The sequence below is a fragment of the Arthrobacter sp. ISL-28 genome (assembly GCF_018613875.1).
Classification (GTDB): domain Bacteria; phylum Actinomycetota; class Actinomycetes; order Actinomycetales; family Micrococcaceae; genus Arthrobacter.
The window spans coordinates 61,348-82,691 of sequence record NZ_JAGGPJ010000001.1; the positions used below are offsets into that span (position 1 = coordinate 61,348).

The window sequence follows — 21,344 nt, forward strand, 5'->3', positions numbered from 1 at the left end:
TGTTTTCCGCTACCTCCCGTAGGCACAGGCCTTCTGTGGGCGCTAACCGTGGGCGTTGACCTTGTGTAGGCACTGGTCTTCTGTGGGCGCTAACCGTGGGCGTTGACCTTCTGTACGTGCTGGCCTTCCTTAGGCACTGATATTCCGTGCGCGCCACCGGTCTTCACGACGTGGGGCTCACCTTCACGAGGGCTCCGGGGAGCCTGGTTTAGATGGGGTGGTTTGAATCCTGCTGGGCATCCGGGTCTTCTTCGGCCCCATAATCGGTGGCCGGTGCAAGCCCTGCAACCTGCTGGCCGGCGTTGGTTTGGCCCGGCATAAACCGGTCATCCCCTGTTCCCAAAGGTTCCGTGCCGGCACCGGGCGCAACGTCATCCCGCAGGTGCGGGTCATCTGGGAGCTCTTTGGGCGATTCTTTCTCAGTCATATTTACAGCGAAACATTCGTGCCGTGTGCCTGCAAGGGGGAAGATCTTCCGCGGACGGCACGTCCTCCGGTCAGCAAACTGCGTAGGGTTGGCACACTGCGTAGGGTTGGCACACTGCGTAGGGTTGGCACACTGCGTAGGGTTGGCACCATGGCGGAGAATCCGACGCGATTGGTGACAGTGGGTCATGGAACCGCCAGCGAACCTGAATTCAGGAAACTGTTGGAGGGGGCCGGGATCAGGGCGGTTGTGGATGTCCGCATCGCACCGGGGAGTCGCAAATTCCCGCATTTCGGCAGGGATCTCCTGGAACGGTGGCTCCCCGCTGCAGGAATCGAATACCGGTGGGAAAAGCGGTTAGGCGGGTTTCGAAAGCTCCCGCCAGACTCGCCCGATGTGGCGCTCCGAAATGAATCGTTCCGGGCTTACGCCGCGTACATGAGGTCTTCGGGCTTCGCTCTTGCTCTCGAAGATTTGATCAGGCAGGCAGGCGAGCAGCGGGTGACGATCATGTGCAGCGAGACGTTGTGGTGGAGATGCCACCGGCGTCTTATCGCTGATCATGCCGTGTTGCTGGATGGCATAGACGTTGACCATCTCATGCCCGGCGGGAACGATGACCTGCTCCCGTGAATTATGGGAGGGGACGGCTTACAGAACCGCGGACGTGGAGGCGGGCCTCCAGCACATTGTGCTTCGGCGTAGAGGAATCGCCCGCGATTCTGGCAAGGAGAAGTTCGGCTGCCATGGAGCCGATCCGGTGCACAGGCTGGTGTACGGATGTTATGGCCGGCCGCATGAATTTCATCCAGTCGAGGTCATCAAAGCACACGAGGGAAAGCTGGTCCGGGACCTGAAGGTCCAGGTCCGCGATCGCTTGCATAACCCCGTCGGACATGGTTCCGTCGGCCGCGAAGACGGCGGATGGTCGGTCCGGGGCCTGGAGGAGCTCGGTAGTCTCCTGGCATGCGGCCTCGGAAGAGTAGGCTCCGACACGGCGGATGAGGCGCGGGTCCACGGAAACGCCGGCGTCACGGTGGGCATCAAGGTACCCCTGCAGGCGCTGCCAGCTAGGATACAGGGTTTCTCCGTGACGGGAGAGTAGGCGGCTTGATTGACGAAGTCGTCCAGGGTTCCCTTGTCGATTTGCTCAAGCTCGGCGACAATCCCAATCCGTCGGTGTCCAGCTTTCAGCAAATGATCGACTGCTTCACGGGCCGATCCTCGGTTGTCGACTGTCACTGAGTCTGCTGCCAGATCGTAGGCTGCCTGGTCGATCTGGACGGTGGGGCACCCGCCGGCGATAAGGTTGCGGAGATGTGACGAGGCCTGAACATCGCAGGGCGCGACGATGAGGCTGTCCACCCGTTTTTCAAGAAGAAGCTGTACGGCTTCCCTTTCACGATCCAGATTCTCGTCGCTGTTCGTCAAGATAACGCCAAACCCTCGGGACCTGGCCACGTCCCTGATACCGCGCAGAACCCTGGCGTAAAAGGCATTATCGATGTCGGCGGCCACCACGCCTATGGTTTGGCTCTTGCCGGTCACCAGGCTGCGGCGGAGCATGTTCGGTTTGTAGCTGAGTTTTCTGGCTGCAGCCTGCACTTTGACGGCGACGTCGTCGCTGGCGTAACCGTAATTTCCGAGGACCCGGCCGGCTGTGGCTGTGCTGACGCCAGCTTCGGCTGCTACCTGGGTGATGGGCGAATTGCGCGATTAATGGGCCCCTGCCCGGTTGCGAGGTGTGAACCCGGCTGAGAGGTGCAGGCCGTCGGCTACGACTCGTCCTTCATGGATTACGGTCCTGTCCGCTGACCGGTCCATCACAGCGGACGTGACTGTCTCGCCGTCGACCAGCAGCAGTTCCGCGGCGTCGCCGACGGCCACGCCGGGCCGGTCCGAAATGCCTTTGAGCCTGAGGTCGGCGTTCAGGACCGAGGCACCGCCGATTGTGGCCACAGCCACGCAGTGTTCAATAAGCTCGTCTGCACGGTAGCCGTTCGTGAAGGCCAATTGCCAGGTGCGGTCCAGCATGTCAGCGTTGCCGTAGGGGGACCAGTAGTCGCGTTGACCATCTTCTCCCAGTCCAACCCGCACGCCGGCATCCGTCAGGGCCCGTAAAGGCAAGGCGGTATTTATTGCCGGTGCCACCGTGGCCATCGAGATATCCAACTCTGCGAACCCTTCGATCAGTCGACGCGTGGTTGATTCTGAGACGCTGCCCAGAGAGTATCCGTGCGAGATGGTCACTTTGCCCTGCATTCCGAGTGCGCGGACACGTTCGAGGATGAGATCCACACTGAATACGCCCAGTTCGCCGGGCTCATGCAGGTGGATGTCCACGGGCGTCTGGTACTTTTCGGCCAGTCCAAACACGATGTCGAGGTGCCTGACGGGATCGCGGTCCAGCTGGCAGGGGTCGATGCCGCCCATGACAGCTGCTCCTTGTTTGAGCGACTCCTCGATGAGCGGGACGACGCCGTCCTCAAGGAGGAGGCCGGCCTGCGGGAAGGCAATAATATCAACGGTGCAACGGCCACGGTGTGATTCCCGGGCGGCCATTACTGCCTCAAACCGCTCGAGCCCGCAGTCTGCATCGATCTGCGCGTAGCTGCGCACCCTGGTGGTTCCGCGCTCGATCATCATGCCGAGAGTATGCGTTGCCCGTTCCTCAATGCTGCTTTCCGCGTAGCGCCAATGGGCGCGGTCGTTCATGACCATGGGCCAGATTCCCGGGCTTCCGGTATGGGCGCGGAAAGGCAGGCCCAGCCGGGTGGAGTCCAGGTGCACGTGAACGTCGGAGAAGGACGGAAGCAGGATGCGTCCCCGGCCGTCCACAACTTCGGTTTCGGGCGGCGTCTGCGCCGTTCCGGGTTCATGCTTGTTTATGGCAGTGATCTTGCCATTGCTCAGGGTCACGTCACTGAGTGCTCCGCCCCAAGGACGGACTGCCTGTAACAGCGTCATGTCGTTCTCTCGTTCTTGATCGTTTCTGGAGGGTTGAAGCAGCGCGCGAGTTTGAGTAGCGCGCAGTCAAATTAGCTCGCGGGGAGTATTCCGGCGAGGCCCTGCAGGGAGGGTTCACGCCCCAGCTCGACGTGGGCATAGGCCAGCGCCCCCGCCAGGTCCGGCTTGCCATCGTAGATCGCCTTGCACAGGCCCAGGTGTTCTTCACACTGCCCCTGCGGGTCCCTCTCACCGGTCAGGGTGAACAGCCATTGCATTCGGCCGAGCAGCGGTTTCATCGACGATTCCAGCAGGGAGTTCCCGCCCATTGCCACGATTTCTGTATGCAGGGCTGTGTTGCTGAGGGGGATCTGCTCGTGGTCGTGGCGCGCGGTGGCTTCCGCTGCCTCGTCCATGAGCTGCTGCAGCCGGCCTGTGGCGCGGCCGCCCGCCGCTACCTGCGCGGCAAGACGGGCCGCCAGGACCTCCAGGCTTAGCCGAAGATCGAAGAGCTCGTTCACGTCCTTGAGCGTGATCTGCTTGACCGTGGCGCCGCGCCTCGGCGAGGTGACAACGAACCCTTCCGCCTCCAACTGCTGCAGCGCCTCCCGCACCGGGACACGTGACACGTTCAGGGCTTCCGAAAGCTCCCGTTCCCGCAAGCGGACACCGGGGGCGTATTCCCCTGCGATAATCAGCTGCCGCAGACGGGACTTCGCACTGTCAGCGCTGGATGAGAGCCCATTATCAGCTGCATTCGGGGCCCAGGTTTCGTCGGCAATCATTCGTGTCTCCATCAGGTGAGGCGGTCCCGGTCAGCCGGCCATCTCCACGCGGGTCCCCAGCCCTTGGCTGAGCGCCGCGTCGTAGAGGATCCGTCCGATGGCCAGGTCCTGCAGGCCGATACCAACCGAGTTGAACAAGGTTACGTCCTCGTCGCTGGTGCGCCCACGTTTGCTGCCCGCCGCAACATCGCCGATCTCCGCTTCAACGTCGTCAAAGGTCATCACGCCTTCGCCCACGGGAATGATGAGTCCGCCGGATTTGGCTTTCGCTGTGGGCAGGCTGTCCACAAACACCTTTGCCCTGGCCATTCCCTCTGAATCGATCTCCCGGTGGTCCGCGCGGGGACGTGAACCGACGGCATTCACATGCAGGCCCGGCCTGAACCATTTTCCCTTCACCAGCGGTTCGACTGCCGGCGTCAGGGTGCACAGCACGTCTGCCTCCTCCACGACTTCCTGAACGCTAACAGCGCGTCCGACCGCGAGGCCATGATGGGCGATCTCGCGGCAGAATGCCTCCACCGTTTCAGGCGACCGTGACCAGACCACGACCTTCTCTATCGGCCTGACAGCGATCATCGCTTCGACGTGTGCCACCGCGAGGGCTCCCGCACCGACCAGCCCGAGCGTCGTGCTGCCGGACCTCGCAAGCAGCTTCGTTGCCACGGCGCTCGCAGCTGCGGTCCGCACCCTGGTGGGGACTTTTCCGTCAAGGATGGCAAGGGTCTCACCAGTCAGCCGGGAGACGAGCATGATGGTGGACCGCTGAGTTGGCAGGCTCACGGCCCTGTTCCCCGGGATGTCCGCCAGCATTTTCACGGCGGCCAGCTCGTCGATGTCGGACAGCGCCGCCATGGGCAGGAACCGTGCATCGGAGGACGGCAGGATCAGTGAATCCGGAGCAGGCTGGACCGCAGCGCCCCTGCTCAGCTCCACAAAGGCGCGTTCCACGGCGGCGATGGTCCCTGGCATGTCGGCCAACGCCTCGAGCTCCGAGGCCTTCAGCATGAGTGTCATGAGCTGACCTCCTGAAGACGAGCGCGCAGGGCGCCCGCGTAGGGGAACGTAGGAGGGAAGAGATCATCCGCTTGACGCCGTTGGATGTCACGGTCCGCATAAGCGTCGCGCATCTTGTCGAAGAGACGTTGCGCCTCGGTTTTCAGGCCCTGGATATCAACGCCCGGAATCACGCCGTCGCGCATGACAACACGTCCGGCGACTACAGAATGCGTGGCCTGCCGCGCCGTCCCGTTGAGCAGGAGGGTGCGGACGGGATCGTCCAGGACCCCGTCCCGGATGTCATCGAGGGCGAAAGCCACCAGATCGGCCTGGGCGCCTGCTTCCAGCTTTCCAAGATCGGGCCGTCCCAGGGCGCGGGCACCCCCGGTTGTTGCCGCCTCGAAATAGTGCTCGGCCGGAGCGGCGTCCGGGCGGCGGCTGATCAGCTTGCCCAGATGCACGCCCGTGTCCATGCCGCGGATGAGGTCCGGTGGGAACGAGTCCGTTCCGAGGCATATGTTGATGCCTGCTTCACGGAAAGCGGCAAACGAGTCCAATGCCATGCCGTACCTGAAGGAAGTGAGCGGGCAGTGGATGATGGAGACGTTCGCCGCCGCCAGGGTCTGGAGGTCTCCCCGGTCTACACCGTCCACGAGGGCGTTGCGGTCCACGAAGATTCCGTGCGGGATGAGCAGTTGCTCGCGGAGCAGCCCGGTCTTTTCGAGCAACTGGAGGGGAGTCAGGCCATACCAGCGCTGCAGCAGTTCCCGCTCCAGGGCACCCTGCAGGCAGTGCAGCCGGACCATTGCTTGGCGGTCATGAGCGGCAAGGGCCGTGGCGCGAAGGAGTTCTTCGCTGACTGTCTCGATCCGGCACGGCAGCAGCACACCGGTGACCAGGGGGTCGGCGAGCTGCTCCGCATAGTCGAGGAACCGGAGGGCGTCGGCGAGCCCCGCGCGTCCGCGTTCCTGGTCGAAGGCCACGTCCCGCTGCCCGTCCTGCCGGGTGATGTTGACGCCGGACCGGTAAGCGGGTCCCAGGTAAGCACGGAGGCCGATCTCGCGGGACGTCTCGCTCATCCCCACGAGTTCGTCGAAGGTCTCTGCCCAGGCGGAATGAGTCTCCGCGGCTATCGGCATGTACGTCGTGATGCCGTGAAGGGCCAGCTGCACTAGCGCATATTTCCGCACGGTTTGGCGCTCCTGGGCGGTGAAGACGTCCCGACGCCGCTGGTGGAAGTAATCTTCCGACCATTGAAGGCCCCCGGCGCGGTCGGGCGATGCCCAGGAGTCGATCAGTAGATGGTCAATGTCGGTCAGGGCATCGAGGTCGATCAATCCCGGGGTGATGAGCGAGCGGCCCAAGTCGAACGCTTCATCTGCGGTTCCGTCGTAGCCTTGGCCGACGTAGATAATGCGGCCGTCCTCGTAGACAACGTCGCCGTTGCGGATCAGGACGTGATGACCGGCCTCATGCCCGAGCACAAATTCCGCGCTGAATCTGGTGCGCAAACCAACCTCCAATTCGACGATGGGATGCAGGGTCCTGAAGATGATCCCGCAGTGCCATCCTAGCGACTTTGGTATACCAAAACTAGACCCTTCACCGACCAGCTGGTATCAGGACCGGTAAAGACAGCGGAAATAAAAGTGATTTACATCGCACAAAGATTCACGTAGCTTCGTTTGGTATACAACAAAGGTGCCTCAGTCTTGGAACGCACCTACACCCCGACCATCCAGCAGTCTGCAGGCTGGGAGGTCTCCTCGTTCGAAGGACAGTGACTCATATGGCTTCAGATGCCCGGCTCATCGCTCAAACCGATGCCCCTGGCCAGGACCAAAAGATAACCCGCGGTCACTGGCTGACCGTCGTCGTGGTCTCCTTGGTTGTGTCTGTAGCGGCCGTCTTGATCGGCACGCACAAGTTCCAGATGGGACCGGCAGCCGTCGTTCTCTTTCCCATCATCTGGGCCGTCGTCATTGGCGGAATCATCGGAACCCAGCGCGTCCGCCGCCTCTCAGGATCAAGCCGTGCCGTGGCCACACTCCTCCTGGAGATCGGCATCATCGTGTTCCTGGCAAGGCTCGGGACCCAGATCGGGCCTTCCTTGGTGAAATTCACTGAGCTGGGTCCGGCCATCCTGCTCCAAGAGGCGGGGCATATTTTCGGGACCGTGATCCTCGCCCTGCCGGTGGCTGTGGCACTGGGACTGGGCCGGGTGGCCGTGGGGGCCACCTGGTCGATCGACCGGGAGTCCTACCTTGCTTTCGCCATCCAGCGTTTCGGTGTCCAGTCCGGCGAGTACCGGGGCGTCTTCTCCGTCTGGCTGCTCGGAAGCCTGTTCGGTGCGGTGTTCATCTCCCTGCTCGCGGGATTCCTGGGCGGGCTGGAGATCTTCGATCCGCGTGCACTCGCCCTCGGACTGGGGCTCGGCTCTGCATCCATGATGCTCGGGGGCGTTGGCGCACTGTCCCTGCTGTACCCGGAACAGGCCGGCGAAATCATGGCGCTGGCAGCACTGTCCAACCTCGTCACGAACATTGTCGGGTTTTACGCCGGTGTCTTCCTTTCCCTGCCGCTGTGCCGGAGCCTCTACAGGTTCTGGAGCCGCCTCTTCGGAAGGGACGACGAAGGCAAATCGACCAGCCAGCAGCGCAGGAAGGCGGCCGAAACTTCCACCTCGCAGGAGGCTCTTCCTGTGGCGGTGGACGTGGATCCGACCCTGAAAGTGACCCCCTGGATCGCCATTCTGGCCTACGCGATTGTGGGGGTTTCCGCCCTCGTGATGAACGTGGTCGGAACGAAGAGCTTGACCGGGACGGATGCGCTGGGCCTGCTCGTGCTGCTGTTGCTGACCGGACTGTCGTTCCGGCTGGCGAAGATCCTGCCCTCAGTGCCCTCGAGCGTGTGGGTCCTCGCGATCACCACCATCCTGACTGCTCCCTTCGTGCCCACGGCGGCCCTGCTCACCGGGATCACCGAACACCTCGACGTCATCCTTATCGGCCTGCCGGCGCTTACGTTGATCGGGCTGACAGTCGGCCGGGACGTCAAGGCTCTGAAGTCCCTGAGCTGGAAGATCGTGCTCGTGGCACTTCTGACCTACAGTGCCTCATTCATTGCGGCGGCCGCCCTGGGCCAGGTTGCCCTCGACTGGTAAAGGCAGCCATGGCGCCAAGCATCCAAAGGCGGACACTGCTCTAATGCAGCCACGGCGTGCAAAGCGTAGAAGCGCCGGACGACGGCGGGACCTCCCGCCGTCGTCCGCTTTGCTTCAGGGATCAGATTGTGGCGCCGTTCCTGCCGTGGCTTGCCGTCTATTCCCTGCGTGCGGAACGGGCGTACGATGACGCCACCATTGCCTCTTAGGAGGAGTATCCATGAGATGGGTAAACGCCACCGATGGCCGCCGGAATCAGGACAGGGAAGTCCAGCCGCATATTTTGGAGCTGCGCATCCACGGGATCAGGAACACACCGCCTGCTGAAATGCTCTGCACCTCGCCGGAATCCATCAAACCCGTGCGTGGCGATGTCTACGGCAACTTTTGGATCCTGAAGGAGCCCACAGTCAGCAGGACAGCGCAGGATGCGCTACCGGAGAGTGTTCCTCCCGGCGTGCGCAGGGAGGCCTATTCCTGGGGCACGCTAAACCGCAAGGACGCAACGGGCACATGGATTTTCGGACGGCTGGGGCAGGTGCTCACCCAAATCGCCTGGACCCTGCTGCTGCCGTTCGGGTTCTGCAATGTCGCCTACTGGGCCAGGAAACTTCCCGTTCCGGAGGGCAGTCTGGATCCAGCGGCCAAGGCCAGGAAAGGCGGCTGGATGCATGGGGAGGGCGCGGCATCCATTCGCGTGTTTGCTCTCGGGCTGACCCTGTTTTTCGCCATCGGGCTGGCGGCGGTCAGCCTCGATCTGGTGGGCATCCAGTGCTTCCGCGATGCCCGCCAGGTCTGCAGCCAACTGCCGGGCTTTCTTGATCTTCTGGCGGACTGGACCAGGGGCCAGCGGTTGGCGTTCCTGTCCTTGGTCCCTTTGTCTGCGGTGTTGCTGCTCTACTTTGTATCGAGGCGGAGCCGCGTCGTGTATGAGGAGAACGTCTACGCGAAAGAGCTTAACGGGGCGGACCTGGACCCTGACGAGGGCAGCTTGGGCTCCCCGAACGCTCCAATACTTTCAACCGCCGGGTTTTGGCGGCATGCGCTGCTCTCGTCCAACACTGAGCGCTTGCATCTGGCGGCGTCCTTCAGTTTCCTGGCCGGCCTGCTGGCGTGGGACGCGCTCAATGGCGAAGTCCCGGTATGCTCCACCGCGCCCTCAGCTTCGCCGGCTTGCTTCCCGCTGTTTACCGTCTGGTTGCCGTGGGCCGGTGTTGCCATCGCCGCTGCGGCCATCCTGCTCCTGCTCGTGATCGCGGCCCAGGTGGTGATTGACAGTGAAGCCTGCCCGGATATCAGCCGGAAGCATCCGGAAAAGGAAAAGGGCAGGGACAGGCCGACGGGGACGGTAGCCGGCGTCTTGTTGGCCGGGGCGATCTTGCTCTTTGTGCTTGGCATCGTGAATTCGGCTGGGGCCTCCGGTTCTGACCCGGGACGTCCTTTCGTGGCCGGTCTCGTCACCACCGTGCTGGTGGCAGTGCTCCTGGTGTTAAGCCTCTCGGCGCTGGGATGGCGCCGCGGAGTGAGGAATGTGTACTCCCTGCCGCTTCTTGGAGTAATGGCGGCGTCCCTGCTGTTGGTCGGATGGGGTGATGTTGTCCGCCTGCCGGATGCCGTCTTGTGGACGGCCGCGGCGGTCTCGGCAGCGCTGTTCCTCGTGCTGCTCTTGAGGCGCAAAGGCGACGGCCAACGCTATGAGGGCTGGCGGGGATGCGGCCCCGGCGTCATGATGCTTTTGGCAGTGGGAACCGCCATGTTTCTCTCGAGCCTGCTCGTGGTGGGTACGGCGTCGTACCTCAATTGGCCTCTCTATGAAGGAGTCGGAAGCGGGCTGTGGCGGACGGCGGTGGACCGTGCCGCACTCGTGGGGCAGGAGATAGTTATCCCTGCACCGTACCTGGAGTTCGGAGTAATCCTCACCGCCATTGTCGGGGCTGCCTTGGCAGCGGTAGTCCTCGTCGTGGCGGGCCACCTTGTCAGGGCTCCCCAGGCACTCACGACACCGGAACCGCCACCTCCGGTCTTCAGGCCGGAGCTCGCAGACTATGGCGCCGGCAGGACCATCCGGGTACGGCGGCCGTTCAATGGGGCGCTGGAGAAATCGGTTGTTTTCCGCCGGAGGCAGGCGGCTCTGGCGCAGCGCGCTGAACCGTTCATTGCCATCCTGGCCGGACTGCTTGCCCTGGGAGTGACCGCCGCCCTGACGATCAGCACCACCGGCAGCCGTGACGGGGGATCGGGACATCTTGCTCCTTGGCTGCCGACATTCATCGAGGACAGCGCTGAGGCCCTGGCGATCTTCATGCTGGCGAGTGTGGGAATCGCCATCCTGGGTTCGATCATTGCCGGGATCTTTGTTCCCGCCGACCGGCCGGCGGCACTGCTGTGGGATTTGATCTGTTTCCTGCCGCGGGCAGGGCATCCGTTCGGACCGCCATGTTACGCGGACCGCGTAGTTCCCGAAATTACTGACCGGGTCCAGGAATGGCTGTCCGGAGAAGTGCCTGAGAATGAGGCCCCGCTGGGGGAGAAGGACGTGGCAAAACGCCAGGTCGTGCTTTCTGCGCATAGCCTCGGGGCCGTGCTGGCCATCGCCGTAATCCTGAACATTGATGAGAAGTGGCGGACCTCCGCCAAGATCGGACTCCTCACCTACGGCACGCAGGTACGGCCTTACTTCGGCAGGTTTTTCCCAGAACTTCTAGGTCCCTGCGCGCTGGGAAATCGACATTGCCGGGGTCCTTCCCTGATTTCGGCCGACCCTTGGTACAAGCAGGTGAAGGACGACTTCGATGCAACAGCGAAGGATGCAACAGGGAACGATGCAACAGCGAAGGATGCAACAGCGAAGGATGCAACAGCGAAGGATGCAACAGGGAAGGATGCAACAGGGAAGGATGCAACAGGGAACGAAGCAGCACGGAAGGATGCAGCGCATAGTGCCCTCCCGCCGGCGTCCGGCGTGCTGACCCTCGCCAAGGTCCTGACGCCGGCAAGCCCTAACGGTGCCAATTTCATAATTATTGCCGGTCTTATGAGTAACGAGGTGACGACGCCGGAGCCGGCGTGGATCAATCTCTGGAGGAGGACGGACTTCCTCGGGTTTCCGGCGAATTCCTATGCGATGAACCCGGTGGACCGCGGCGCTGATGAGCTGGAACGGCACACATACATGCTGCAAGTGGCAACCCATGGCGGGTACCCGTACACGCTGGCTTACAGGAGCCGGTTCGAGGAACTGGTGCAGCGGATGTGAGGGGCGAGTCAAATGCAGCAAGAGGACGGCGGCGGGAGCTCCCACCGTCGTCCTCTTGCGCCGTCCTCTTGCGCCATCGTCTTCTAGCGCCTAGTCGTCCCCGGGCGCTGAGCCGTCCCCTTGGGCTTAGACCCTCGCTATCCGTTCGATGTCTTCGAGGAAGTCCTTGACCACCGTTTCCGTGACTGTCGCGCGGGTTCCTTCGATTGCCTGCAGGTAGGCGCGGGTGGTCAGCGAGTGGTCCTCCGGGGCGGGTTGCCCGGTGTTCTGCACAGCGTGTTCGAGGGCCTGTTGCGAGGCCTTTCGCGCGGCGAATTCGATGTCGGCGGGCGAGAACCTTTCGCTGGCCAGGGCCAGGGCATCCAGGTCGATCCGCGGGGACACCGCGGGCGGGATGTAGCGGTTCCAGATGGCCGTCCGTGCGGTTAGGTCCGGAGGTCCGATCGGGATGACGTAATCGAAGCGGCCGTGGCGGAGGAAGGCTTTATCCAGTGAGCGGATGAAGTTGGTGGCGCAAATGAGGATGCGGCCTTCCTTCTCGCGGAAGGCCGGGATGATCTTGAGGAGTTCGTTGGTGACGCCCTGGAGGGGTGATGATGCTTCGCCCGTGCGGGCTGAGGCTATCTCTTCGACCTCATCGATGAACACGACGGCGTGTTCGAGGCGGCCGATGTCCAGGAAGACCTGCCGCAAGGCGCCGGCCAGACCTTGGGGGTCGGAGGCCAGCCGGGAAGGAAATACCTCGATGAAGGGCCATTCGAGGCGGGAGGCAACTGCCTTGGCGAAGGTGGTCTTGCCCGTGCCGGGGGGACCGAAGAGGACGACGGAGCGTGGCGGGGTTACGCCCAGGGATTTGGCGAGTTCCGTGCGTGCCAGCGGCAGGATCAGTCGCTGTTCGATAAGGGTTTTCTCGCGCTGCATCCCGGCAAGGGCTTCCCAGAGTCCGTGGGGGAGGAGCCGGCCTCCCAGTTGGCTCAGGGGGCCGATCTCCTGAGGCTGAAGCGGGATAATCCTCTCGAAGTAGTGGAGGTCTTCCTCCACCCTGTATTCGCTGTTCCGGAAGGCCCGGACCCTGGTCTCGGATGCAGGGAGGAGAGCGGAGATCCGTTGTATTCCTTGGCTTGTGAGCCTGTCCTCGATTCCGGCCAGGAGGGCGCTGCCAAGTCCCTGGTCCCGCCAGTCCGCGGCCTGTGCGAGCAAGACCATCCAGGCGCGGGCATCCTGGATTTTGCAGGCCGCTGCCCCAACGACTCTTCCCTCCCGTACAGCGACGACAGCCACCCCGTTGGAGCATGCGTCGATGATCTCGGCGAGGCTGTAGACCGGATGTGCGCCAGGTGTTCTGGAATCCTGCCAGACGCTGATGAGCTGGTCGAGATCATCAGGGTGAAAGTCGCGCACGCTCCAAGGCTGCATGACCGGCCTGCCGGTGGTGGTCAGGGTCATTTCCGTGGTCGCTCCCATGGCTGCCGGTCTCAATCGGTTTCAGGGCAGGCGCAGTAGAAGCAGTCCGCCCCGCCGCTGCAGTCGGTCACAGCCTCGGATACGGTCTGGGGGAGTTCCGTCTGCCCGTTGTGAAGATTTGTGTCTTGGTACGCAATGAGGTTGGCCATGGATCCGTCGCATTCTTGTCGAGAGTGGCTGTACGACGGGAGTTCTGGACCAAACTCACGTCGTTGTAAGTCCTGCTCAGTATGGAAGAAAAATCACATAAGGAAAAGCGATGAGATGTGAAGCATAAAGGTTAGGAAAATCAAAGCTCCGGTAAGAAAAATGCTCCGGGAGCAGGAAAAACGAAAGCGGACGACGGCGGTTTATCCCGCCGTCGTCCGCTTGCGTTGGGCAGCTACCTAGAGTGCGGCGCCAACGGAGGCGTTGCGGTTCAGGCTGACCGTAAAGGTGTTGGGTCCGCTGCAGGTGACTGCAATGCTGTGCTTGGGGGCGTTTGCCCGTGCCGACAGGTCCTGCACAACTGTGTCCAGGGTGTGGTCGATGGCCGACCGGTCCCAGATCTTCAGGGTGACGGAGTCAGTGGTTTCGAACGTCATTATTCGGTGCCCTCATTCATAATTCGGCCGGACTTTCGCATCAGCGCGGAGTCCGGAACGGTCGATCCGTGAGCGCTCGGAGACCGTGTGGAGCTCGGGGAGCTCACTGGTTTGGCCTCGTTGCGTCCACCAGATTGGGTTTAATTGTGTTTCTCAGCCACCGCATCCTTCCCGCAGGAACGGATGTCAGCGCTTGGGATGGGAAATCGTATCCTCAACCCTTCCTTTTCATCATGCACGGCGGGGCGCTGACGCCTCAAGCGGAAGGCGGGTGAGGTTCACCACACCGCTGGTCTAGAAAGTCCTGGCGTTGGCCAGCACCGGCAGTTTCCCGCGGACGTCATCAATGGAGGTCGGGTCAATGTCGACGACAGCCAATTCCGGTTCGCGGCCCAGGGTGGCCAGGGGAGAGCCCAGCGGGGATATCACTGCGCTGTGGCCGATGCCCGTAGGGGCAGCGCCTGCAGACGGCAGTCCGATACTGGCGGGGTCACCCTGGCCACAGGCAACGACGAAGGTGGTGCTGTCCACCGCGCGGGCGCGGATCAGCAGGTCCCACTGCTCTGCCTTGCCATCCCCTGCGCCCCAGGACGCACACACAAGGTTGACGTGGGCGCCCGCCCGCGCATTGGCCGTAAACAGCGCGGGAAAGCGCACGTCGTAGCAGGTGGCAAGGCCTATTGTTGTGCCGTTGAGTTCGAAGGTGACAGGGGAGACGCCGGCATCCACTGAATCGGACTCGGCGAAACCGAAAGCGTCAAAAAGGTGGATCTTGTCGTACGACGTGTCGAGCCCGGGACCGGTCACCAGCAGCGTGTTACGCACGCGGCCGTCGGCGCCCGGCGTGAACATGCCGGCGACGATGGCGATGTCCAGGTCCCGGGAGATGCCGCGGACGGTTGTGGCCCATGGGCCGTCCAGCGGTTCGGCAATGTCCGCCAGCGTGTTGCCGAATGCGCGCATCGCGGCCTCGGGGAAAACCACAAGCTCAGCCCCTGCTGCCTTGGCGCGGGTGGCGTAGTCTCGGATGAGTTCCAGATTCGCCGCCTGATCGGCGCTGCTGATGATTTGGGCCACTGCTAAACGCATTAATTTACTCCAGTCTGTTGTATACATAATGTATGCGAAAAATGTCGGGGACCGCGGCGTCTGGCCGGGAGAAGGCGTACGCGTACCTCCGTGAAAATATCCTGATTGACCCGGAGATGCAGGGGCGGTTCCTCAATGAGCAGGAGCTCGCCGCCGAGATTGGCGTCTCGCGCACCCCGGTCCGTGAAGCCCTCCTGCTCCTGGTGTCCGACGGCCTGGTGGAACTGATTCCGCAGCGGGGTGCCTATGTTCCGCCGGTGACCGGCCGCGAAATTTCGGAGCTGATGGAACTGCGCGGGGTGCTCGAAAGCCATGCCGCTCGCCTCGTCATCGAGCAACGGAGAGTGCCGGCCGAGACGATGCAGGACACACTCAACCGGCAGGCTGAGCTGCCGGACAACCTCGTCCCGGAGGCGGCACGCGAGTTCATTCGACTGGACACCCTGTTCCATCAGCAACTCATTGACGCGGCCGAAAACGAGCTGATCTCCCGCACCTACAGCAAGCTGCACGTGCGGCAGATCCTGGTGGGCGTATCGGCCCTGTTCCGCACCGGCGGCCGGCGCGAGCAGGTCTGCGCCGAACACCAGGACATCCTTGATGCCCTGGTGGCCGGCGACGCTGCGAAGGCGCAGAAGGCTATTGACCATCATCTCGCTGTTACCCGGGACATCCTGCTCCGCACCTAGCACGCTTGTTCTGCAGTGTTCAGCTGGTCAGAGGGTTCAGTTGTTCAGCGGGATTCCCCGAGGCCGGCCTGCTGGCGCGCTGCTGCTGATCCTTCGAGGAGCAGTCGGTAGTCCTCGTCCTCCACAGTGTTGGAATCCCGACCGAGGGCCAGTCCCACCACGGTGACGGCGGCGGCAACGGCGACGTAAATGGCCACCGGAATCCAAGTGCCGAATTGGGAGAGCAGCAGCGTGAACATCAGCGGCGCTATGGCTCCGCCGATCACGCCGGCGAACGTGTATGCGAGCGAACTTCCCGTAGAGCGGAGCCGCGGCGAGAACTGCTCCACGATGAAGGCGGCCTGCGGGCCGTACATGAAGGAGTGCGCCATCAGGCCCAGCACGATGCCAGCGATGAGCATCGGCTCGTTGTTTCCGCCGAGGATGCCGAAGAAGACGAACGTCCATACCGCACCCACCACTGCGCCCGCGCCATAGACCAGGCGGCGGTTGACGCGGTCGGAGACGAAGCCGGCCAGCGGGATCATGAACAGCTGGAACGCGGAGCCGATCAGGACGGCGGTCAGCACCTGGTTGCGTTCATAGCCGAGGGCCTGGATGCCGTAGGTGAGAGTGAAGACCGTAAACAGGGCGTAAAGCACATCGGGGCCCACGCGGCAAAGAATAGCGGCGATTAGCGGGCGGAGTTCCTGGCTGAAGACCTCACGGATGGGGGCGTGGGGCTGTTCGCCGTGGGCCTCGATCGCTTTGAAGACAGGGGTGTCTTCAAGCTTCAGCCGGATCCAGAGTCCGAAGCCGACCAGCAGGGCGGACACCAGGAAGGCGATGCGCCAGCCGAAGCCGATGAACTGTTCCTCGGTCAGGACCAGGGTGAGGACGGCGAGGGCGCCGTTGGCCAGAAGGTTGCCGGCGGGCGGGCCCACCTGGGCTGCTGAGGCCCAGAAGCCGCGCCGGTGGGGATCGCCGTATTCGCTGGAGAGCAGGACGGCGCCGCCCCATTCCCCGCCCACGCCGACGCCCTGGGCGAACCGCAGCAGGACCAGGATGATGGGGGCGGTGATGCCGATGCTGTCGTAGCCCGGCAGCACACCGATCAGCACGGTGGCCACGCCGATGATCATCAGGGTTGTGACCAGGACCTTCTTGCGACCGATCCGGTCGCCGAGCCGGCCAAAGATGATGCCGCCTACCGGGCGGGACACATAGCCCACCGCGTAGGTGGAAAAGGCCAGGATGGTTCCGGTCAGGGGGTCGGACGAGGGGAAGAAGACGATGGGAAATACGACGGCGGCTGCCGCCGAGTAGACGGCGAAGTCATACCACTCGAGCGCGGTGCCGGTGAGGCTGGCAGCAAAGGCCTTGTAGAGACCCTTGGGGTGAAGCGGCTTGTCCGGGTGCGGCAGTGCGCCGGAAGCCGGAACTGGGACGTTGGCCATTGGTGTTGTCCTCCACGAGATTCTTACGGTGACGCCTGTCACGCTGGCGTTAAATGTATACATTACGCATACTGGATGTACATTGGCGACTGTTTCTAGTTTCCGGTTTGTAAATTTCTCCAGCACAACCAAAGGATGGGCTCCCATATGACGACGATTCTGAGCTTCGAACTTCCCGACGGCCGCACCCAGGATGTCCAGGTAAAGCACCTCTTGAATGCGGGCTACGCAGGGCGGGAGCAGGAGGAAGTGCAGGCCCACATTGCCGAGCTGGCCGAGCTCGGCGTTCCGGGTCCCACCACGACTCCGGCCCTCTATCCAGTGTCCCCCTATCTGGCTCAGCAGGTATCCGAAGTCCGCGTGCAGCATGGCAGGACTTCCGGGGAGGCCGAATGGGCCCTTGTCATCACGGAAGACGGCGTGCTTCTCACCGTTGCGTGCGACCACACCGACCGCGAACTCGAGGTCCATGGAGTGGCCTGGAGCAAGAACGCCAGCCCGGACGTCCTGGGCCGCAAGGCCTGGCGTCTGGATGACGTGCGGGACCACCTGGACCAGATCACCCTGAAGGGATGGGTGGGGGCCGGTGACACCCCGGATACCCTGATCCAGGACAGCTCGCTGGGAGCCCTGCTGACTCCTGATTACTGGCTGGACGTACTCACCGAACGCGGGCTGAACCAACCCGGAACCGTCCTCATCTCCGGCACCGTAGCCATGACCAGCGGCGTGGACCAGTTCGCCCGCAGCTGGAAAGTCGAGATGTCAGACCCGGTGACCGGTAAGGCCGTGGAGGCCCAGTACGTCGTGGAGCAGATGGCTGAACCGATCGGCTGACCCGCCTGACCGCAGACCACGGCAACCGGTTGGCACGCAAAACGCTAGAGGACGACGGCGGGACCTCCCGCCGTCGTCCTCTGCGCTTAAGCGCGGCCTTGCCCCGCAGATTGTCTCGGTGGCCCGCTTTGTCTCGGTGACCCGCTCGATTCGCGGGGGATGAGCGTCGGCATGGATTTGCGGATGCGTGGTTCCTTGCCCGGATTGACGATGAGGTCGATCGCGGTGCCGGCGATCTGGTCAAGAGGGACCCGCACGGAGGACAGGGGCGTGGAGAGCCGCGCCGAGAGCGGAGTGTCGTTGTAGCCGACGAGCGCCAGGTCTTCTCCGACGGTGATGTGGAAGCGGTGGGCCGCGGCGATGATGCCCAGTGCTATGTTGTCGTTCGCTGCGAATATGGCCGTGGGTCGCGTCCCTGCCTTGTCGCCCAGCAGGGCCTCCCCGGCGTTGAACCCATTTTCTATGCCGTAGCCAGCGGCGAGCAGCCATTCCTCGGGCGGAGTGATGCGTGCTTCGTCAAGAGCCCGCCGGGCGCCGGCGAGGCGGGCGATCGCACTGGACGTGAATGAGGGGCCGGTGATGACCGCGATGTCCCGGTGGCCCAAGTCGATGAGATGGCGCACGGCGAGATATCCGCCCACTTCGTCGTCTCCGACTGCAGAGGGGCTCACACCATCCGTGCGCAGTACCAGTGCGTGCGCTATGCCGCGCTGGCGCAGCTGGCGCGGCAGTTCGTCGTCGAGGCGGGCCGTCGCCAGGATCAGTCCGTCCACATTGCGGTCGAGGAGTGTTTCAGCGGCCCGGCGTTCGTCTTCGGGGTCATCGCCACTGGTGGCAACCATGGCGAAGTAGCCGCGGTCCGACGCGGCGCGCTCGAGTTCCTCAAACATCAGCGCCATGACGGTGTCACTGAGCCGGGGCACCAGCACTCCCAAGGTCCGCGTCTCGCCCCGCCGCAGACTTGATGCGAATGAGTTCCGGCGGTAGCCCAGTTCCTCAGCTACCTTTCGGACGTGCGCTGCCGCCGCGGAGCGCGAGGCGGTGCCGCGTTCGTCAAGAGCCCGGCTCGCGGTGGAAATACTCACCCCGCTGGCAGCAGCAACATCCCTGAGGGTGACGCTCGTGCCTGGGGCTGCCGCCGGTTCCATGTGAATTCTCCCGTTCAAGATTGTCCTAGAAGACACTCTATTTCCTCCCCGCCCGTAACTGGGTCTTGACAGTGAGCTGCGCCACGCCGCAGAATGAAAACGTTCCCGCAAACGTTCTCATCATAGGCGGGACCGACGACCAACTAGACAGAGGTAGTTCTCATGACCATTGATCTTCGCGGGCTGGTTCCCGCCCCTGTAACGCCGTTCACCCGGGACGGCAGCGTCGACGTTGACGCGATCCACCGGCTGGGTGCATGGCTGGCCAGCGTCGAGGGCGTCAAGGGCCTGGTGGTCCTCGGGCACGCAGGCGAGGGTACTTTCCTGACCCAGGACGAGCAGGCGCTGGTGATCTCCGCCTTCCGTAACGCAGTGGACGGCAATGTGCCGATCATCGCCGGCATCACCGGTGAGGGAAACAAGGTGGCAGCGCTTGAAGCCGAGCGCGCCGTCGCTGCCGGCGCCGCGGCCGGCCTCGTCTACCCCTCGCACGGATGGCTCCGGTTCGGATACCAGAAGGGCGCCCCGCAGACCCGCTACAAGGAAATCTACGAGACGTCCGGGCTGCCGCTGATTCTGTTCCAGTATCCCGATGCCACGAAGGCCACCTACGACCTGGAGACGCAGCTTGAGATTGCCGGGCAGGAAGGCGTGTTCGCCACGAAGAACGGCGTCAGGAACATGAAGCGCTGGGATACGGAAATCCCGGTGCTGCGGGCAACCTACCCCGACCTGCAGATCCTCACTTGCCATGACGAGTACCTGCTGCACACGATGTTTGATGTGGACGGTGCACTTGTTGGCTACGGCGGACTCGCCCCCGAGCCGCTGGTGGAGCTGATCGCGGCCGGTAAAGCCCGTGACTACGCAGCCGCCCGCGCCATTCACGACCGCCTCCTGCCGGTGACCAAGAACGTGTACCACCGCGGGTCGCACATGGAAGGCACCGTTGCCCTCAAGGAAGGACTCGTTGCCCGAGGCATCCTGGAGCACGCCACCGTGCGTCCGCCCCTGCTTCCCCTGGCTGAAGGCGCCAGCGACGAAATCGCACTGGCCCTAAAGTCCGCCAAGCTGGGCAGCGTCACCGTCCCTGTCTGATATCCAAGGATGGCGGGCCCAGCAGCCCGCCATCCTTCCCCAGCTGTTTACTCCAATCCGGTCAACGACGACCCACAGCAACGCCGCTGTAGAAGGAGGACTCGAAAATGAGCCAGCCGAACAACACCATTCCGCTGCCTGACCAACATGGACGGCAGGCGGACACGCATCAGGACAGTTCGACGTCGGGTCCAAGGGCCAAGCGCCGAAGCTTCCTCGGATACCTCGCACTCATGGGCCCGGCCTTCGTGGTCGGAGCCTGGCAATTCGGCCCCGGCAACCTCACCACCGCCGTGCAGGCCGGCAGCCGCTACGACTACACGCTCGTCTGGGTCATCGCCCTATCAACCATCCTCATGATCGCCTTCACCGACATGAGCGTTCGGCTGGGCATCACCACACCCACGTCCCTGATCACCTCCATCAAGGACCATCTGGGCAAATGGGTGGGCGTCCTGGCAGGTTTCGGCGTCTTTGGAATCACGCTCATGTTCTCCGTCGGCAACGCGGTCGGATCGGGTCTTGGGCTGTCGCTGGTTTTCGGCGGGTCCCCCGTCCTCTGGACCGTTGTCTGCACCGCAGCCGTCGCCTTCGTGCTGGCTTTCCGCAACGTTTACGGAATCGTAGAAAAAGTCCTTCTGGCCATCGTGGCCCTCATGGCGTTCGCCTTCGTCGCCAGCGCCGTGGTCGCCCAGCCCGACTGGTACGGCTCCCTTGAAGGAATGGTTCCCCAGTTGCCCGCCGGCAGCGAAATCCTCATCGTGGCACTTGTCGGCACCAACTTCTCCATCAACGCAGCCTTCTACAACTCCTACGGCATTAAGGAACACCGCCGCTCACGAGCCGACTACCGCGACATCACGCTGGTCGACACGATCCCCGGCATTGTAGCCCCCGGCATCATGACCGCGCTCGTCATCATCGTCGCCGCCTCCGTGCTCGGCAAGACTGGCGCCGAGGCCGGAACCATCAACGCCCTGGCCTCCGTTTTCGCGCCCCTGGCAGGGCCTGTCGGGTCCATGCTGTTCGCCCTCGGCCTGTCAGGGGCGGCCTTCTCATCCATGATCGCGAACGCCACCGCCGGCGGCACGATGTTCTCCGACGCCCTCGGCCGTGGAGCCGCAGCCGGATCGCCCACGGCGCGCATCTTCACGGCCGTCATCCTGGCCTTCGGCCTGGCCATCACCCTTTCGTTCCAGGCGTCGCCGGTAGGCCTGATCATCATCGCCCAATCCCTCACCGTGCTGATCGCACCCCTGCTGGGCATTCTGATCGTCATCATGAGCAACAAGACCGCCCTCATGGGAGACCTCCGCAACCGCTGGTGGCACAACCTGCTTGGCGCCATCGGACTCATCGCCATTGTGGCCTCCTCGCTGCGGCTCATCACTTCGCTCCTGGGCTAGTGCCGCCACTCGCAAAG

19 protein-coding genes and 1 pseudogene are annotated in these 21,344 nt (G+C 63.3%); 8 read left to right on the plus strand and 12 right to left on the minus strand.

Going from position 1 to position 21,344, the window contains the following annotated elements:
- Window positions 1-208: 208 nt before the first annotated feature.
- Window positions 209-427, minus strand: a complete 219-nt coding sequence (locus J7E80_RS00270) for a hypothetical protein (protein ID WP_215049483.1) — start codon at window positions 425-427, stop codon at window positions 209-211.
- A 150-nt stretch (window positions 428-577) separates the two neighbouring features.
- Here J7E80_RS00270 and J7E80_RS00275 point away from each other — a divergent pair, with 150 nt between their 5' ends.
- Window positions 578-1,060: a DUF488 family protein gene (locus J7E80_RS00275; RefSeq protein ID WP_215049484.1), complete on the plus strand. Its 483-nt coding sequence runs from the start codon at window positions 578-580 to the stop codon at window positions 1,058-1,060.
- 1 nt (window position 1,061) lies between these two features.
- Here J7E80_RS00275 and J7E80_RS23525 read toward each other — a convergent pair whose 3' ends face one another.
- The 6 genes and pseudogenes from J7E80_RS23525 to J7E80_RS00305 form a co-directional block, all read right to left on the minus strand.
- Window positions 1,062-1,508, minus strand: a complete 447-nt coding sequence (locus tag J7E80_RS23525) for a substrate-binding domain-containing protein (RefSeq protein WP_285291772.1) — start codon at window positions 1,506-1,508, stop codon at window positions 1,062-1,064.
- A gap of 83 nt (window positions 1,509-1,591) precedes the next feature.
- Window positions 1,592-2,128 (minus strand): annotated as a pseudogene (locus tag J7E80_RS24525) (LacI family DNA-binding transcriptional regulator); the annotation flags it as partial.
- A 15-nt stretch (window positions 2,129-2,143) separates the two neighbouring features.
- Entirely contained in the window at window positions 2,144-3,394 is a 1,251-nt protein-coding gene (locus J7E80_RS00290) for an amidohydrolase family protein (RefSeq protein WP_215049486.1), read from the minus strand.
- A gap of 71 nt (window positions 3,395-3,465) precedes the next feature.
- Window positions 3,466-4,158, minus strand: a complete 693-nt coding sequence (locus tag J7E80_RS00295) for a GntR family transcriptional regulator (protein ID WP_215049487.1) — start codon at window positions 4,156-4,158, stop codon at window positions 3,466-3,468.
- Between the two features lie 30 nt (window positions 4,159-4,188).
- The gene (locus J7E80_RS00300) at window positions 4,189-5,175 is read right to left on the minus strand and encodes an ornithine cyclodeaminase family protein (RefSeq protein WP_215049488.1); all 987 of its coding nucleotides are present in this window, start codon (window positions 5,173-5,175) and stop codon (window positions 4,189-4,191) included.
- Complete coding sequence (locus J7E80_RS00305) at window positions 5,172-6,668, minus strand: chlorohydrolase family protein (protein ID WP_215049489.1); 1,497 nt, start codon at window positions 6,666-6,668, stop codon at window positions 5,172-5,174. The genes J7E80_RS00300 and J7E80_RS00305 overlap by 4 nt, the downstream gene beginning before the upstream one ends.
- Before the next feature lie 278 nt (window positions 6,669-6,946).
- Between J7E80_RS00305 and J7E80_RS00310 the strand changes: the two genes are divergently transcribed.
- The 3 genes from J7E80_RS00310 to J7E80_RS00320 are packed head-to-tail and all read left to right on the plus strand — an operon-like array spanning window position 6,947 to window position 11,576.
- Window positions 6,947-8,320 (plus strand): DUF3100 domain-containing protein, encoded by a 1,374-nt coding sequence (locus tag J7E80_RS00310; RefSeq protein ID WP_215049490.1) that lies wholly within the window; start codon window positions 6,947-6,949, stop codon window positions 8,318-8,320.
- 56 nt (window positions 8,321-8,376) lie between these two features.
- Window positions 8,377-8,529, plus strand: a complete 153-nt coding sequence (locus J7E80_RS00315; RefSeq protein WP_215049491.1) for a hypothetical protein — start codon at window positions 8,377-8,379, stop codon at window positions 8,527-8,529.
- Window positions 8,530-8,540: 11 nt separating this feature from the next.
- Window positions 8,541-11,576 (plus strand): pentapeptide MXKDX repeat protein, encoded by a 3,036-nt coding sequence (locus J7E80_RS00320; RefSeq protein WP_215049587.1) that lies wholly within the window; start codon window positions 8,541-8,543, stop codon window positions 11,574-11,576.
- 126 nt (window positions 11,577-11,702) lie between these two features.
- On the opposite strand, the gene J7E80_RS00325 is transcribed toward J7E80_RS00320, so the two are convergent.
- The 3 genes from J7E80_RS00325 to J7E80_RS00335 form a co-directional block, all read right to left on the minus strand.
- Entirely contained in the window at window positions 11,703-12,992 is a 1,290-nt protein-coding gene (locus J7E80_RS00325) for an ATP-binding protein (protein WP_215049576.1), read from the minus strand.
- A gap of 434 nt (window positions 12,993-13,426) precedes the next feature.
- Window positions 13,427-13,624 (minus strand): hypothetical protein, encoded by a 198-nt coding sequence (locus J7E80_RS00330; RefSeq protein WP_215049492.1) that lies wholly within the window; start codon window positions 13,622-13,624, stop codon window positions 13,427-13,429.
- Window positions 13,625-13,918: 294 nt separating this feature from the next.
- On the minus strand, window positions 13,919-14,713 hold the full coding sequence (locus J7E80_RS00335) for a carbon-nitrogen hydrolase family protein (protein ID WP_215049493.1): 795 nt from the start codon (window positions 14,711-14,713) through the stop codon (window positions 13,919-13,921).
- Window positions 14,714-14,745: 32 nt separating this feature from the next.
- On the opposite strand from J7E80_RS00335, the gene J7E80_RS00340 reads away from it, so the two are divergent.
- The gene (locus J7E80_RS00340) at window positions 14,746-15,402 is read left to right on the plus strand and encodes a GntR family transcriptional regulator (protein ID WP_215049494.1); all 657 of its coding nucleotides are present in this window, start codon (window positions 14,746-14,748) and stop codon (window positions 15,400-15,402) included.
- A gap of 44 nt (window positions 15,403-15,446) precedes the next feature.
- Here J7E80_RS00340 and J7E80_RS00345 read toward each other — a convergent pair whose 3' ends face one another.
- Window positions 15,447-16,838 (minus strand): MFS transporter, encoded by a 1,392-nt coding sequence (locus J7E80_RS00345; RefSeq protein ID WP_215049495.1) that lies wholly within the window; start codon window positions 16,836-16,838, stop codon window positions 15,447-15,449.
- 147 nt (window positions 16,839-16,985) lie between these two features.
- Between J7E80_RS00345 and J7E80_RS00350 the strand changes: the two genes are divergently transcribed.
- The gene (locus tag J7E80_RS00350) at window positions 16,986-17,675 is read left to right on the plus strand and encodes a DUF2848 domain-containing protein (protein ID WP_215049496.1); all 690 of its coding nucleotides are present in this window, start codon (window positions 16,986-16,988) and stop codon (window positions 17,673-17,675) included.
- 86 nt (window positions 17,676-17,761) lie between these two features.
- On the opposite strand, the gene J7E80_RS00355 is transcribed toward J7E80_RS00350, so the two are convergent.
- Window positions 17,762-18,823, minus strand: coding sequence for a LacI family DNA-binding transcriptional regulator (locus tag J7E80_RS00355; RefSeq protein ID WP_215049497.1), 1,062 nt, complete (start codon window positions 18,821-18,823; stop codon window positions 17,762-17,764).
- A 162-nt stretch (window positions 18,824-18,985) separates the two neighbouring features.
- On the opposite strand from J7E80_RS00355, the gene J7E80_RS00360 reads away from it, so the two are divergent.
- Both J7E80_RS00360 and J7E80_RS00365 read left to right on the plus strand, forming a co-directional pair.
- Complete coding sequence (locus J7E80_RS00360) at window positions 18,986-19,921, plus strand: dihydrodipicolinate synthase family protein (protein ID WP_215049498.1); 936 nt, start codon at window positions 18,986-18,988, stop codon at window positions 19,919-19,921.
- 107 nt (window positions 19,922-20,028) lie between these two features.
- Window positions 20,029-21,327 carry an Nramp family divalent metal transporter gene (locus J7E80_RS00365; protein ID WP_215049499.1) on the plus strand — a complete coding sequence of 433 codons (1,299 nt, stop codon included), beginning with the start codon at window positions 20,029-20,031 and terminating at the stop codon, window positions 21,325-21,327.
- Window positions 21,328-21,344 lie beyond the last annotated feature (17 nt).